This is a genomic window from Faecalibacterium sp. OF03-6AC (assembly GCF_003478175.1).
GTDB classification, from domain to species: domain Bacteria; phylum Bacillota; class Clostridia; order Oscillospirales; family Ruminococcaceae; genus Faecalibacterium; species Faecalibacterium taiwanense.
The window spans coordinates 192612-207418 of the sequence record NZ_QUEN01000005.1 but is presented as its reverse complement, the minus strand read 5'-3'; the positions used below and the strand labels follow the sequence as shown (position 1 = coordinate 207418).

12 protein-coding genes are annotated in these 14807 nt (G+C 59.4%); 10 read left to right on the top strand and 2 right to left on the bottom strand.

Annotation, left to right across the window (positions count from 1 at the left end; translation table 11 throughout):
- Window positions 1-29: 29 nt before the first annotated feature.
- Window positions 30-434 carry a methylglyoxal synthase gene (gene mgsA, locus DXA66_RS07890; protein WP_005939970.1) on the top strand — a complete coding sequence of 135 codons (405 nt, stop codon included), beginning with the start codon at window positions 30-32 and terminating at the stop codon, window positions 432-434.
- 274 nt (window positions 435-708) lie between these two features.
- On the opposite strand, the gene DXA66_RS07885 is transcribed toward mgsA, so the two are convergent.
- The gene (locus DXA66_RS07885) at window positions 709-1239 is read right to left on the bottom strand and encodes a hypothetical protein (protein WP_118528037.1); all 531 of its coding nucleotides are present in this window, start codon (window positions 1237-1239) and stop codon (window positions 709-711) included.
- Window positions 1236-1700 carry a ribonuclease HI gene (rnhA, locus tag DXA66_RS07880; protein ID WP_005939979.1) on the bottom strand — a complete coding sequence of 155 codons (465 nt, stop codon included), beginning with the start codon at window positions 1698-1700 and terminating at the stop codon, window positions 1236-1238. The genes DXA66_RS07885 and rnhA overlap by 4 nt, the downstream gene beginning before the upstream one ends.
- Before the next feature lie 399 nt (window positions 1701-2099).
- Between rnhA and DXA66_RS07875 the strand changes: the two genes are divergently transcribed.
- From DXA66_RS07875 to DXA66_RS07835, 9 genes are all read left to right on the top strand, one after another.
- Window positions 2100-3926, top strand: a complete 1827-nt coding sequence (locus DXA66_RS07875) for a ribonuclease J (protein ID WP_118528035.1) — start codon at window positions 2100-2102, stop codon at window positions 3924-3926.
- Between the two features lie 46 nt (window positions 3927-3972).
- Entirely contained in the window at window positions 3973-5952 is a 1980-nt protein-coding gene (locus tag DXA66_RS07870; RefSeq protein WP_243089057.1) for a DHH family phosphoesterase, read from the top strand.
- Between the two features lie 23 nt (window positions 5953-5975).
- Window positions 5976-7079, top strand: coding sequence for a UDP-galactopyranose mutase (gene glf / locus DXA66_RS07865; protein WP_118528031.1), 1104 nt, complete (start codon window positions 5976-5978; stop codon window positions 7077-7079).
- A gap of 502 nt (window positions 7080-7581) precedes the next feature.
- The gene (rplI, locus tag DXA66_RS07860; protein ID WP_005939994.1) at window positions 7582-8037 is read left to right on the top strand and encodes a 50S ribosomal protein L9; all 456 of its coding nucleotides are present in this window, start codon (window positions 7582-7584) and stop codon (window positions 8035-8037) included.
- An 80-nt stretch (window positions 8038-8117) separates the two neighbouring features.
- Window positions 8118-9518 carry a replicative DNA helicase gene (gene dnaB, locus DXA66_RS07855; protein WP_005939997.1) on the top strand — a complete coding sequence of 467 codons (1401 nt, stop codon included), beginning with the start codon at window positions 8118-8120 and terminating at the stop codon, window positions 9516-9518.
- On the top strand, window positions 9518-10975 hold the full coding sequence (gene tilS / locus DXA66_RS07850) for a tRNA lysidine(34) synthetase TilS (RefSeq protein ID WP_118528029.1): 1458 nt from the start codon (window positions 9518-9520) through the stop codon (window positions 10973-10975). The genes dnaB and tilS overlap by 1 nt, the downstream gene beginning before the upstream one ends.
- Window positions 10972-11520, top strand: coding sequence for a hypoxanthine phosphoribosyltransferase (gene hpt / locus DXA66_RS07845; RefSeq protein WP_118528027.1), 549 nt, complete (start codon window positions 10972-10974; stop codon window positions 11518-11520). The genes tilS and hpt overlap by 4 nt, the downstream gene beginning before the upstream one ends.
- 33 nt (window positions 11521-11553) lie before the next feature.
- On the top strand, window positions 11554-13725 hold the full coding sequence (gene ftsH, locus DXA66_RS07840) for an ATP-dependent zinc metalloprotease FtsH (RefSeq protein ID WP_118528025.1): 2172 nt from the start codon (window positions 11554-11556) through the stop codon (window positions 13723-13725).
- Window positions 13726-13754: 29 nt separating this feature from the next.
- The gene (locus DXA66_RS07835; RefSeq protein WP_118528023.1) at window positions 13755-14789 is read left to right on the top strand and encodes a hypothetical protein; all 1035 of its coding nucleotides are present in this window, start codon (window positions 13755-13757) and stop codon (window positions 14787-14789) included.
- Window positions 14790-14807: the final 18 nt, after the last annotated feature.

Sequence of the window (14807 nt, the reverse complement as noted above, 5' to 3'; positions counted from 1 at the left end):
AATCGTTTAGGAAGAGGAGAGGGTAACGGATGACGATTGCACTCATTGCGCATGACTCCAAAAAGGAGCTGATGGTTCAGTTTTGTACGGCTTACTGCCGTATCCTGAGCCAGCATAAACTGGTGGCCACCGGTACGACCGGTAAGTTGATCGCTGAGGCTACCGGTTTACAGGTGCAGCGCTTTCTGGCCGGTGTGCAGGGCGGCGACCAGCAGATCGCATCCCGCATCGCCTGCAATGAGATCGACCTGCTGCTGTTCTTCCGCGACCCCATCAACGCTAAGCCCAGCGAGCCCAACGAAATGACGCTGCTGCGCCTGTGCGATGTGCACAACATCCCCATGGCCACCAACATTGCCACTGCCGAGGTACTGATCCACGGCTTGGAGCGCGGCGATCTGGATTGGCGCGATATCGTGCATCCCCAGAACTGACAAAACGATTTGGAATGGCTCCGCGTGCGCTGCGCCATATTCAGCGGAAACTATATTGATAATGCGAAAATCGGGAACGTCTGCGGATGTTCCCGATTTTCATTTTCACGGGAATGGGGTCCGAACCGCAGAATGCATTTCTGCCGCCGTGCGGCTGTTTCCGCAGGAAGCAAAAACAGCAGATGCCGTGTGCTGCAGCGGCCTTGCCTGTGAAAAAAGAATTCCGGAAAATCCGCAGATTTTCCGGAATTCTAATATAAAAATAATGTTTCCGCTAAACTTTAAAATCCTCGGCCATCTCCGCCACATCTTCCGGGGCAAAATCGCCCAGCGGCAAGATCAGCCGTGCCAGCGTTTCCTGCGGCAGAGCTGCAAGAATCGTGCTGTCATCACTGCCGGTGCCTGCGGGTGGGCAGACGGTGTATACGCCGTCTGCACCGGTCTCCACCCGGGCACGGTGAGCGGTTGCCACATATTGCATCCCAAGCTTGTCTGCAGCCGTCAGCAGGGCGGCAAACAGCGGCGTGCCGCCTTCGCCCAGAACGTCTGCGTCCTGCCCGGCCAGTGCTTCGGCGTTCAGCACGATGCACTCGATGCCAAGGGCCTCTGCTGCCTTTTTGGCGCTTTCCGCATCGGCGGTCTGTTCTGCTGCCAGCCGCACGGCAGCGCCCGCCACGGCAAAGCCTTGCTGCTGTAAAATGCGCACAGCTACGGCGCATTCTCTGCTGCCGTCCATCTGCACCAGAACCTTATCCTGACTCTCGTAGGTGTCGAACCCACTGCCGGGCAAAAATGTGTCGCTCATGTTCCCTGCCTCCCTCCATGTGCTTTGCTTTGGGCCACGGCCAGCTGGTCGCAGCGTTCGTTCTCCGGGTGGCCTGCGTGGCCCTTGACCCAGACATAGGTGATCTTGTGCCGGGCTTCCTGCTCCAGTGCCTGTGCCCAGAGGTCCGGGTTCAGGGCAGGGGAGCCATCTGCTTTTTTCCAGCCCCGGCGCTGCCAGTTTTTGGCCCAGCCCTTCTGAAGCCCGTTGATGACATACTGACTGTCGGAGCACAGCCGTACCTCGCACGGCTCCTTGAGCTGGCGCAGTGCTTCGATAAAGGCTGTCAGCTCCATGCGGTTGTTGGTGGTGCTGTCGTCGCCGCCGCTCAGCTCTTTCTCGTAAACTTTGCCGTTAAAACGGTAGCGCAGCACGGCACCCCAGCCGCCCGGGCCGGGATTGCCGCTGCATGCGCCGTCGGTGTACACTTCAACCTGCTTCATGCGGTTCTCCTTCTAAAATGGGTTGCTTCTATTTAGCGCTATTTTCCGGCTTCTGTCAAGTGCGAATGTATATTCCGTGCCGGAGCTGCCAAACCTTGGAATTGACAAAAACGCCGGGAAATACTATACTTATCCTAACAAAATGCGTATAGGGGCGCACCGCAGGCGTGTGCCCGGGCGTTCCAACAGAAAAGCCACGGTCGCATCGAGCAGATGGACTTATCTGGCACAAAACCTCTTACGGAACAGGCAGCGGTTTGCAAAAAACACGCTGAGAAATAAATTCTATACGGTGCATCCAACGGAAGCCGATGCGATTTTTCAAGGTGCTTCCCATGCACAGCGCGGCTGTTCCCACAAGCGGGGACGGCCTGCGCTGTAATTATTTTGGAGGTCAGAATGGCACAGTCGAAAGAAAATACCAATGTTTCCGCACGCGGCAAGGCCGCAGCAGCGAATCAGAATGCGGGCGCACCTGCCGCGCAGACGGGCGAAAAGCGCCCCCGCACCACCCGCCGCCCTTATTATAACCGTCGGCCCCGCCGCCCGCAGCAGCCCAGAGAGGCCGCGGTGCCCATCCACATCTACCCGCTGGGTGGTCTGGGCGAAGTGGGCAAGAACATGACCGTGTACGAGTGCAACGGCGACATGATCATCGTGGACTGCGGTCTGGTATTCCCGGACAGCGACATGTACGGCGTGGACATGGTCATCCCGGACTTCACCTTTGTGGTGCAGAACAAGGATAAGATCAAGGGTCTGCTCATCACCCACGGCCACGAAGACCACATCGGCAGCATCCCGTATCTGCTGCAGAAATTCGATCTGCCCATCTATGGCACCCGCCTGACCTGCGGCCTGATCCGCAACAAGCTGGAGGAGTTCGGTCTGGCAGGCAAGACCAAGTTCGTGGAAATCACCCCCAGACAGAAGATCAAGCTGGGCTGCTTTACCATTGAGCCCATCCATGTGAACCACTCCATCCCGGATTCGGTGGCCTTTGCCATCGACAGCCCGGCGGGCACCATCATCCAGACCGGCGACTTTAAAATCGACTACACCCCGCTGGCCTGCGGCGTCACCGACCTGTCCACGCTGGCCGAGTACGGTCAGCACGGCGTGCTGGCTCTGCTGAGCGATTCCACCAACTCCGAGCGTCCGGGCTTTACCGCCACCGAGCAGAAGGTGGCTGCAGGCGTGCGCAATCTGTTTGCCCGCGCACGCAACAAGCGGATCATCATTGCCACCTTTGCTTCCAACATCTACCGCGTGCAGCAGATCATCGATCTGGCCGTGGAGGATGGCCGCAAGGTGGCCTTCAGCGGCCGCAGCATGGTGAACAACACCGCCATGGCGCAGGAGCTGGGCTATATGCACATCCCGGAGGGCACCCTCATCAGCGTGGATGAGCTGAACCAGTATCCTCCGGAGCAGGTAGTGCTCATTACCACCGGCAGCCAGGGCGAACCCTTGAGTGCCCTTTCCCGTATGGCATCCTGCAGCCACCGTCAGGTGCGGGTGGGCCCCGGCGACTTCATCATCATTTCGGCAAATCCCATTCCCGGCAACGAGAAGAGCGTGACCAAGATCGTCAATGGTCTGCTGCTGCTGGGTGCAGAGGTCATTTACGAGAGCATGTACGATGTGCACGTTTCCGGCCACGCATGTCAGGAAGAGCAGAAGCTCATGCTCACCCTGACCAGGCCCAAGTATTTCCTGCCGGTGCACGGCGAGTACAAGCAGCTCAAAAAGCATGCCCTCACCGCCGCAAGCCTCGGCATCCCTACCAGCAACATTCTGATCGCGGAGAACGGCTCCAATGTCATTCTCAGCCAGGACGAGATAAAGCTGGGCGAGCCTGTCACCGCCGGTGCAGTGATGGTGGACGGCCTTGGCGTGGGCGACGTGGGCAATGTGGTCCTGCGCGACCGCAAGCACCTGTCCGAGGACGGTCTGGTCATCATTGTGGCCACCGTGGACAGCAAGACCGGCAAGGTGCTGGCCGGCCCCGACCTTGTGAGCCGCGGCTTTGTGTATGTGCGCGAGAACGAGAGCCTGATGGACGGTGCACAGAGCATCGTGGAAAATGCGCTGGATCGCTGCGTGGATGAACATGTACGCGACTGGAACAGCGTCAAGACCCGCGTGCGCGAGGCACTGAGCAGCTATATCTATCGGCGCACCAAGCGCAGCCCGATGATCCTCCCCATCCTGATGGAGGTCTGATCCGGGCACACTGCCGCAAACAATGCGGCGGAAGGCAGGAGATTTGATGAAACAAAAACCAAGATGGACATTGGAGATGCTCACCGCCAGTCTGGCCGTGCTGTGCGGCCTGCTGGTGCTGGTGCTGCTGGTCCAGCGGCCCACGGCATGGCCGGCGCTGCTGGCACTGGTGGTGCTGTGGGGCGTTGTGGTGGTGCTGTTCCGCTGCCAGCTGCGCAAGTGGGTGGCCCGGTGGATGTGCGGCGGCAGCTTTGAGGGCTCCAAGCTGCAGTTCAGTCTGGAACCGCTCTCTCAGCCGGCCGCGCTGCTTTCCGGTGAGACGGTGCTGTGGTACAATGCACAGTTCCGCACCCGCCTGTTGAACGGGCAGGATGCGCTGGTGAGCCGCGTGCAGAAGGTGCTGCCCGGCCTTGATCTGCAGCAGTGCCGCAGGCAGGAGGGCCAGCTGCTGACCCTCGCGGACGGTATGTGGAGCGTACACAGCTCCACGGTGCCCGGCGATGCGGAGAGCATGACCCTGCTGGTGCTGAACGAGGAGACCGCCCTGCGCAAGGTGGAGGCGGAATACAAAGCCAGCCGTCCGGGCTATCTGGTGTTTCTGGTGGACGGCTACGACGATGTGTTCGGTGACATGCTGGACAGCGAGCGTGCCCGCCTGCTGGAAGGCATCAACCGCACGCTGGAGGATATGATCGGCCGGGGCAGCGGCTTTTTGCGCCGTGTGGCCAGCGGCCGCTATATCGCTGTGGTGGAAGAGCGCCAGATGGAGCAGTTCGCCAACCGCGGCTACGATGTGCTGGACAAGATCCGTGCGCTGGATCCCAGCGTGAACCTTTCGCTGTCCATCGGCATTGGCCGCGGGGCCAAGACCCTGCGGGAAGCTCAGGATATGGCCGTGCAGGCGCTGGATATGGCGCAGGGCCGCGGCGGCGATCAGGCCGCTGAAATGACACCGGACGGCTTTACGTTCTACGGCGGCGTGAGCCACGGAGTGGAAAAGCGCAGCAAGGTGCGCAGCCGCATCGTGGCCGACCAGCTGGTAAAGCTGATCAAGGAAGCCGACCATGTGGTCATCATGGGCCACCGCATGAGCGATCTGGATGCCATCGGCTCCGCCGAGGGCGTGCTGCGCATCTGCAAAATATGCGATGTCCCGGCGGTGATCGCGGTGCGGCGTGACGCTACCCTTGCGGGCAGCCTGATCGATGCATTGTGCCGTGCAGGCCAGAAGGACGACTTTATCGACCCGAAGGACGCACTGCCCATCATCTCCAAGCGCACCCTGTGCATCGTGGTGGATACATATCAGGTGGGCCTTGTGGAAAGCAAGGATATTCTGGAAAAATGCGGCAAGGTAGCCGTGATCGACCACCACCGCAAGGGCGTGGGCTACATCGAGAACCCGGCGCTGGTCTGCCATGAGCCGTATTCTTCCTCGGCCAGTGAGCTGGTCACGGAGCTTTTGCAGTACGTGGGCGAGCGCGACGACAAGCCCAACCGTGTGGAGGCCGAGGGCCTTTTGTCCGGCATCATGCTGGATACCCGCGATTTTACCCTGCACACCGGTGTGCGTACCTTTGAAGCTGCCGCTGCGCTGCGCCGCTATGGCGCGGAGACGGAGCGGGTGCGCCAGCTGTTCGATGTGACCATGGTGGAGTACAATGCCAAGGCTGATCTGGTGGAAAAAGCACGCATGTACAAAAATTGCGCGATCTCCGTCAGCGGCGAGGTGGCACCGGAAGCCCGCGTGGCCATTGCACAGGCGGCAAACGATCTGCTGACCATTCAGGGCGTGGATGCCAGCTTTGTGGCAGTGCAGGTGGGCACAGGCGTGAACATCTCGGCCCGCAGTCTGGGTGCCGTGAACGTGCAGGTGATCATGGAATCTTTGGGCGGCGGAGGCCACCAGACCATGGCAGCAGCACAGCTCAAGCATATCACGCCGGAAGCAGCCCGCGCCCGCATCGAAGATGCCATCGACAAATACTATGCATCGCAGAAAAAGGGCGATGTAGAAGGAAAATAAACGGAACAGAGAGGATCACACCCATGAAGCAGTACGATTACCTGATCGTTGGTGCCGGCCTTTACGGCGCGGTCTTTGCACAGGAAGCAAAAAAGGCAGGCAAGAAGTGCCTTGTGATCGATAAGCGCAGCCACATTGCAGGCAATATCTACACGGAGCCGGTGGAGGGCATCAACGTCCACCGCTACGGTGCACATATCTTCCACACCAACAACAAGGCTGTGTGGCAGTATGTGAACCAGTTTGCAGAGTTCAACCGCTACACCAACAGCCCGGTGGCAAACTACCACGGCGAGATCTACAACCTGCCCTTCAATATGAACACTTTTAATAAGATGTGGGGCGTTGTTACCCCTGCCGAAGCCAAGGCCAAGATCGAAGAGCAGAAGAAGGAAGCAGGCATCACCGACCCGCAGAATCTGGAAGAGCAGGCCATCAGCCTTGTGGGCACCGATATCTACGAAAAGCTTATCAAGGGCTACACTGGCAAGCAGTGGGGCCGCCCCTGCACCGAACTGCCGGCCTTCATTATCAAGCGTCTGCCGGTGCGCTTCACCTACGACGACAACTACTTCAATGCGTTGTATCAGGGCATTCCCAATGGCGGCTACACCGCCATGGTGGAAAAGATGCTGGACGGCACCGAGGTGCGCCTGAATGTGGACTATCTGGCCGACCGCGAAAATCTGAACGCTCTGGCCGAGAAGGTGGTCTACACCGGCCCGGTGGATGCCTACTTTGGCTACAGGCTGGGTGCTCTGCAGTACCGCAGCGTCCGCTTTGAGACCGAGGTGCTGGACACCGACAACTATCAGGGCAACGCGGTGGTCAACTATACCGACGCGGAAACTCCCTACACCCGCATCATCGAGCACAAGCACTTTGAGTTCGGCACCCAGCCCAAAACAGTCATCAGCCGCGAGTACAGCGCTGAGTGGAAGAAGGGCGATGAGCCGTACTACCCCGTCAATGACGAGAAGAACGGTGCCCTGTATGCCGAGTACAAGAAGCTGGCCGATGCGGAGCCGGACGTGATTTTTGGCGGCCGTCTGGGCGAGTATAAGTACTATGACATGGACAAGGTCATTGAGGTGGCTCTGGACGTGGCTGCAAAGGAACTGGCGTAACCGCTTCCCGGGCAGAATGTGGTCGTGTGGGGCAGGCTTTTTGCCTTTTGCAAGAAGCATGGCCGCCGGGTACGTTCTCTTTTGTGTGCCAAAAGAGAACCAGAAAAGCACCCGCTACTTTCGAGGCGCGGGAGGCACGAATTAAGGGCTGCACGCCCTTAATAATCCCAAAGCGGTTGGGCTCCATACAAAAAATCCAAGTCGCTGCGCTAAAGGATTTTTTGTGTTACGCCGATTTAAAGTCGCTGCGCGACGGCCGCAGGCCGACAGCAGCATATGTCGTTTGCCGTTACGACCCCTCCCGTGAAAAAGTAAATCAGAAAAATCCGCAGATTTTTCTGATTTACAAATTAAAAATAAAATTCCCGCTGAATATGGCCAGAGCGGAGCGGCGGCCATTTTAAATGGTCAGGCGCTTCCTCTTGCCCAAAAGCGACAAATGCGCTATACTATAAACACAACAACTGCACCGGTTTTCCGGTGAGAAGTGAGGGATACTATCATGAAAGTGATTCTCAAGCAGGATATCAAGGGCATTGGCAAGAAGGACGAGATCCACGAGGTCTCCGACGGCTACGCCCGCAACTATCTGTTCCCGCGCAAGCTGGCCGCTGTGGCAGATGCCAGCGCTGTGAACGTTGCCCGCAGCAAGGAAGCTGCTGCCGATTTCCACGAGGCTGAGACCGTAGCTGCTGCCAAGGATCTGGCCGCAAAGATCGAGGGCAAGACCGTGACCATCAAGGCCAAGGGCGGTGCATCCGGCCGTCTGCACGGCAAAGTCACCGGCAAGGAAGTTGCCGATGCTTTGGCTCAGCTGGCAGGCGCACCCATCGATAAGAAGAAGATCGAGCTGGAGACCAAGGACATCAAGGATGCCGGTGTGTTCAACGGCAAGGTCCGTCTGCACGTTGGTGTGGTCGCTTCTTTCAAGATCATGGTGGAAGTGGAACAGGCCTGATTTTTCTGCCATCTGCGCCCCCTCACAGCAGGGGGCGCTTTTTGGCTTTTCAGCGAAATGATGCAAAAGGATAAACTACCATGCCGAACGAACGACATTATTCCAATGAACTGAATCTGGAAAGCGTGGGCATCAACCTGCCCTACAACATGCAGGCAGAGCAGAGCGTACTGGGTGCGGTGCTGCTCAAACCGGAAACGCTCACCGACTTGGTGGAGATCATCCGGCCGGAGATGTTCTACACCCGGCAGAATGCGCAGATCTACTCCGAAATGCTGCGCCTGTTCACCGCCGACCAGACCATCGACTTTGTGACGTTGCTGGACGCTGTTATCTCGGACGGCGTGTTCCCCAGTGCCGACGAAGCAAAGGTGTACCTGACCGGCCTTGCCGAGACGGTGCCCAGCATTTCCAACGTGAAGGCCTATGCCCAGATCGTGCAGGAAAAGTATCTGGTGCGCCAGCTGATGGGCGTTGCAAAGGACATCCTGCAGGATGCCGGAGATGAGCCGGATGCCGACCTGCTGCTGGAAAACGCGGAGCAGCGCATTTATGAGATCCGCTCCGGCCGCGATTCCAGCGCACTGACACCGCTTTCCTCCAGCATGGTGGAGACCCTGACCAACCTGCAGAAGATCAGCGGCCCGGATGCGGACAAATACAAGGGCATCCCCACAGGCTTCCGCCTGCTGGATACGGTGCTCACCGGCCTTGGCCGCGGCGACCTCATCATCCTTGCGGCCCGCCCCGGTATGGGCAAGACCAGCTTTGCGCTGAACATCGCCACCCGCGTGGCCATGCAGCAGAAGGTGCCGGTGGCGATCTTCAGCTTGGAAATGACCAAGGAACAGCTCACGAACCGCATCCTTTCTGCTGAGGCCGGCATCGACAGTCAGGCATTCCGCACCGGTGCCCTGCGCGCCGAGGACTGGGAATATCTGGCCCTTGCCACCGAAAAGCTGCACGATGCACCCATCTATATGGACGATACCTCCGGCATCACCATCACTGAGATGAAGGCGAAGATCCGCCGGGTGAATCAGGACCCCACCCGCCCGAATGTGGGCCTCATCGTCATCGACTATCTGCAGCTGATGACCACCGGCCAGCGCAGCGAGAACCGCGTGCAGGAGATCAGCTCCATCACCCGAAACCTCAAGATCATGGCAAAGGAAATGAATGTGCCCATCATCGCACTTTCTCAGCTGTCCCGTGCGGTGGAAAAGCAGGGCAACAATTCCAGCCACCGGCCCCAGCTTTCCGACCTGCGCGATTCTGGTTCCATCGAGCAGGATGCCGACTGCGTTCTGTTCCTGTACCGCGATTCCTACTATGCCAGCCAGAACCCGGACGGCGCTGAGGTGGATGCCGATACGGCAGAGTGCATCGTGGCGAAGAACCGTCACGGCGAGACCAGCACGGTGCCGCTGGGCTGGGATGGTGCCCACACCCGCTTTATGGATGTGGACTTTAAACGCTGATGAACAATGAAAAAATTCTGGCGCATGTGCGCATGTTTGTCCTGCGAGAAAAGCTGCTTTGTCCGGGTGAGCCGCTGCACTTGGCCGCGGCAGCGTCCGGCGGGGCAGACAGCATGGCACTGCTGCGCATCCTGCTGGCCCTGCAGCCGGAGTTCGGGTTTGTGCTTTCGGCCTGCCATGTGAACCACGGCCTGCGCGGCGAGAACGCCGACCGGGACGAAGCCTTTGTGCGGGCGGAATGCGCCCGGCTGGGTGTGCCGCTGCGGGTGTTCCATGCTGCAGAGATGGCCGACGAAGTGGGCCTGCCGTCGGAACATGCCGGGGAGGACTGGGCGCGCCGCCTGCGCTATGCCTGCTTTGCGCATTTGTGCGGGGAGGGGATAGATGTCGTTGCAACGGCCCATACTGCAAATGATCAGGCTGAGACCCTGCTGCTGCGGCTGGCCCGGGGCACGGGGCTGCACGGTGCGGCAGGCATCCGGCCAAAGCGCGGGTGCTATCTGCGGCCATTGCTGGCCCTTACCCGGCAGGATACCGAAAGCTTCTGCCGTGCAGCCGGGCAGGCATGGGTCACAGATGAGACGAACGCGACCGATGCCTATGCCCGCAACCGGGTGCGCCGTGCGGCGCTGCCTGCGCTGCAGAGCACCAACGGCGCAGCGGTGGAAAACCTTGCCCGCTTCTGCGAGAAGGCAGCCCGCGCAGATGCCTATTTTGCCCGGAAGGCCGAAGAGCTGCTTTCCGCTGCACGTCTGGATGCGGCACAGGCTGCCATCAAAAGCCCGGAAGCCTGCACAGTGTGGCGGCTGGGCCCGCTTTCCGATGCGGATGCGCTTGTTTTGGAAGCAGCCATGCATTCGCTGACGGCTCCCGTGCGTGACGCAGAGGAAAAATATGTGCAGCTGCTGTGCGGCCTTGTGCGGCGCGGCAGCGGTGCGGTACAGTTGACTGACCGGGTGCGCTTTTGTGCCGGAGACGGATGCTTCTGGCAGGAGATTGTGCCGGAACGGCCCCGGCAGCAGGAAGACAAACGGCCGGAAAGCCAGCCCTTTCAGCCGGAAAAACAGGCAGAATACTGCCTTGCGGGCGGCTGGAAGGTGACTGCAGGGCTTTTTACGGCTGATTTTGAAGAAAAAATACAAGTCGTTCATAAAAAAGACTTAAAAAATCAGGCGGATTATGCTAGAATAACTACGTTGTATGCTGGTCTTGTCCTGCGCACCCGCCAGCCGGGAGATGTATACCGCCCGGCGGGGCGAAGTGTGCACAACCGGCTGCGCAAGTGGATGAACGAAGCGGGCATCCCCGCGCAGCTGCGTGACCAGCTGCCGCTGCTGGCGGCGGGCAGCGAAGTACTGTGGGTCTGCGGTGCGGGCTTTGCCGAGGGCCTTGCCCCGGATGCAGACACTGCGCAGGTGCTGCAGATGGAAATGGAACATAGGGAGGAAATAACATGAGCATGCATGATGATATCAAGACCGTTCTGGTCAGTGAAGAAGAGTTAAAGGCAAAGGTTGCTGAGCTGGGTGCCCAGATCAGCAGGGATTACGAGGGCAAGAACCTTGTTCTGGTATCCATCCTCAAGGGCTCGGTGGTGTTTATGGCCGACCTGATGCGTGCGGTGAGCATTCCCTGCAGCATCGATTTTATGGTGGTGTCCAGCTACGGTGGCAGCAACACCGTTACCAGCGGCCTTGTAAAGATCATCAAGGATCTGGACGGTGATCTGTCCGGCAAGGATGTGCTGATCGTGGAGGATATTCTGGATACCGGCGTCACCCTCTCGAATCTTGTGCCCATGCTCAAGATGCGCAACCCCAACTCGGTAAAGATCTGCACCATTCTGGACAAGCCCAGCCGCCGAAAGGCCGATATCCAGCCCGACTACGAGGGCTTCCAGGTGCCGGACGAGTTCGTGGTGGGCTACGGTCTGGACTACGATGAAAAATACCGCAACCTGCCTTATGTGGGTGTGCTCAAGCCTGAAGTCTACGAGAAGTGATTTCTCACACTATAATTCATCCAAGAACTGGAGTTGATTTTTTTGCAATCCAAAAGACCCCGTTTCAATCCGCTGATCCTTGCTCTGGCGCTGGCGGCGGTGCTGATGGTCTGGTCGGTGCTGGGCGGCACCGGCTCTGCCAGCAGCTCTTCCATGGAGTATTCCACGGTGGTGCATTACTTTGAAAGCCTGCAGGTCACGCAGTTCTCGCTGGACCTGAACACCGGTGTCATCACCATGAACCTCAAGGAAGGCGGCAAGAACAACCTGCCCCTGCCCGATACCACGTCCCAGAGCACCACGCAGGCCACCGGCGGACTGCTGAGCGGTATGCTGTCCTCCTCGGATGAGGATACTGCTGCGCAGAAGAACAGCGACGGCACTGTGACTGTGCGCTACAAGCTGCCCTATGCATCCATGTTCGTCAAGTATGTAGGCGACTACATTGCCGCCTACGATGCCGCAAACCCGGATGCTCCCATGGTGTACGATTATACCCCTGTCAAGGAAAGCATCCCATGGATGGAGATCCTGTTCTATCTGGCAATGCTGGGCTGCACCGGCTTCCTGCTGTTCTCCATGATGCGCGGCGGCGCTGGCGGCGGCGGGATCATGAACGTTGGCAAAGCCAAGGTGAAGGACGAGCACGAGAACCAAAAGACAGCCACCTTTGCCGATGTTGCCGGTGAGGACGAGGAAAAGGAAGAGCTGAAAGAGGTCGTGGAGTTCCTGAAAAGCCCGGAGAAGTTCAACACTCTGGGCGCACGCATTCCCCACGGCGTACTGCTGGTAGGCCCTCCGGGCACTGGCAAGACCCTGCTGGCCCGCGCCTGCGCAGGCGAGGCCGGTGTGCCCTTCTATTCCATTTCCGGCTCTGACTTTGTGGAAATGTACGTCGGCGTGGGTGCATCCCGCGTGCGTGACCTGTTCGATAAGGCAAAGAAGTCCATGCCCTGCATTATCTTCATTGATGAGATCGATGCTGTGGGCCGTCAGCGCGGTGCCGGTCTGGGCGGCGGCCACGATGAACGCGAGCAGACCCTGAACCAGCTGCTGGTGGAAATGGACGGCTTTGAGGCCAACGACGGCATCATCGTCATGGCGGCCACCAACCGTGCCGACATTCTGGATAAGGCCCTGCTGCGGCCGGGCCGCTTTGATCGTCAGGTCTATGTGGGCCTGCCGGATGTCAAGGGCCGTGAGGAGATCCTCAAGGTCCACACCAAAAAGAAGCCGCTGGCCCCGGATGTCTCTCTCAAGGTCATTGCACAGCGCACCGCAGGCTTTGCGGGCGCAGACCTTGAGAACCTTGTCAACGAAGCGGCCCTGCTGGCTGCACGCCGCAACCGCAAGGCCATTACCATGGAGGATATCGAGGAAGCTTCCATGAAGGTGATGGCTGGCCCGGAGAAGAAGAGCCGCGTTGTGACCCCGGAGGAAAAGAAGCTGACTGCTTACCACGAGGCAGGCCACGCGGTGGCGGGCTTCTACTGCAAGCATCATCCCCGTGTGCACGAGATCACCATTATCCCGCGTGGTCAGGCTGGCGGCTACACCATGTACCTGCCCGAGAAAGACCGCAGCTACGTGACAAAGGGCGAAATGTTCGAGGATATCGTTTCCAGTCTGGGCGGCCGCGTGGCCGAACAGCTGATCCTGGAGGATATTTCCACCGGTGCTTCCAATGATCTGCAGCAGGCCACCAACATTGCCCGCCAGATGATCACCAAGTACGGCTTCTCGGAGCGGCTTGGCCCTGTGGTGTACGGAACCTCGCAGGAGGAGACCTTCCTGGGTCGCGATCTGGGTCAGGGCAAGGGCTACAGCGAGACCACCGCTGCCGAGATCGACGGCGAGATGCGGGATATCATCGATGAAGCCTACGAGACCTGCCGCCGCACCCTGACCGAGCACATCGATCAGCTGCACGCGCTGGCACAGGCCCTGATGGAACGCGAGAAGCTCAACGAGCAGGAGTTCAACACCATTATGGCGGGCGGCACACTGCCCCCGCGTGAAGGCGATGAGCCGAAGCCGGAACAGCCTGCTCAGACCGTGCAGGCTGCCTCTGCTCAGACCGCTCAGCAGGCCGAAACTGCTGAATCTGCAGAGACCGCTGAGCCTGCCGAACAGGCCGAAACGGCCCAGCCGCTGCCGGAGACCGCTGCACCGGAAACGCCGGATGCACAGGACCCGCAGAACTGATTTGATCCAAATGGAAAGGAGCGAGTGTCGTGGAGGAAAATTTTAACCCGGTCGCACGGACCCGCGCAAACTATTACACCCCCGGCAGCCCGGTGCAGTTCGTCTGCGTGGAGCTGCTCAAGGGTGATGTCAGCGGGGAGCACGCGGTCTGCCTGACCTTCAAGAATATTTCCAAGGTGACCCTGACCGCGCTGGAGATCCACTTCAAGTGCAAGGGCGTGGACGGCGTGATCCTGTGCGAGGACCGGTTCGAGTACCGTGACTTGGAAGTAAAGCCCGGCGAACTGTTTGGCATGGACGATGCGGTGTTCGTTACCGCAAAGGCCATCACCAGCGTGGATGTTTCGCTGTGCAACGTGTACAACGGCAAGCGGGTGGTGCATCTGGACGGCATCAAGCGCGTGCGCCTGCCTGCCCCCAAGCGCCTGTCTGCTGAGCTGGAAAAGGCGCTGGAGACCCGCATGAACCGCCCGGAGCTGAAGTATCAGCCGCAGGTGTTTGAAAATGGCTGGTACTGTGCCTGCGGTGCCTTCCACCCGAAGGAGGAGGATACCGTGTACTGCTCGGAGTGCGGCTGCGACCGCATCCTGCTGCAGAACGCGCTGAACACTCTGCTGCAGCCGGAACAGCCTGCCCAGACCGAGCCGGAACTGGAAACGCCTCTTGCCCCGCAGGCCGAAGAGCCTACCCGCATTATGGGCGCAGCGCCCGTGCAGGAGGAGCCGACCCGGATCATGGGTTCACCGTGCCGTGAAGCAGAACCACAGCCGGAAGAACCTGCTGCAGAGCAGACCCGTGTGCTGGATGCCGGAATGCGGACACAGTTCCCGGGCAGGGCATCTCATGCAGCTGCGGACGAAGGCACCCGTGTGATGCCTGCTGCAGCCCGCCGTGCACAGCCGGTATCTCAGCAGCCGGAGCCTGCCTATGACGACGAGGAAGAATACGAGGACGAGCGCGACAGCGTGGCCGAAGCGCTGATCCGCTGGGTGCCGCCCATCACTGCCATTGTCTGTGCAGCAGTGGCACTGTGCGGCTTCGTGTATTACCAGTTCGTGCTGTAACACAAACAGCAGCGGAGA

Coding starts and splice junctions, on each gene's coding strand:
- hpt (WP_118528027.1), top strand. CDS start 10,972: ATGAGCATGCATGATGATATCAAGACCGTTCTGGTCAGTGAAGAAGAG.
- rplI (WP_005939994.1), top strand. CDS start 7,582: ATGAAAGTGATTCTCAAGCAGGATATCAAGGGCATTGGCAAGAAGGAC.
- tilS (WP_118528029.1), top strand. CDS start 9,518: ATGAACAATGAAAAAATTCTGGCGCATGTGCGCATGTTTGTCCTGCGA.
- DXA66_RS07870 (WP_243089057.1), top strand. CDS start 3,973: ATGAAACAAAAACCAAGATGGACATTGGAGATGCTCACCGCCAGTCTG.
- DXA66_RS07875 (WP_118528035.1), top strand. CDS start 2,100: ATGGCACAGTCGAAAGAAAATACCAATGTTTCCGCACGCGGCAAGGCC.
- mgsA (WP_005939970.1), top strand. CDS start 30: ATGACGATTGCACTCATTGCGCATGACTCCAAAAAGGAGCTGATGGTT.
- glf (WP_118528031.1), top strand. CDS start 5,976: ATGAAGCAGTACGATTACCTGATCGTTGGTGCCGGCCTTTACGGCGCG.
- dnaB (WP_005939997.1), top strand. CDS start 8,118: ATGCCGAACGAACGACATTATTCCAATGAACTGAATCTGGAAAGCGTG.
- rnhA (WP_005939979.1), bottom strand. CDS start 1,700: ATGAAGCAGGTTGAAGTGTACACCGACGGCGCATGCAGCGGCAATCCC.
- DXA66_RS07885 (WP_118528037.1), bottom strand. CDS start 1,239: ATGAGCGACACATTTTTGCCCGGCAGTGGGTTCGACACCTACGAGAGT.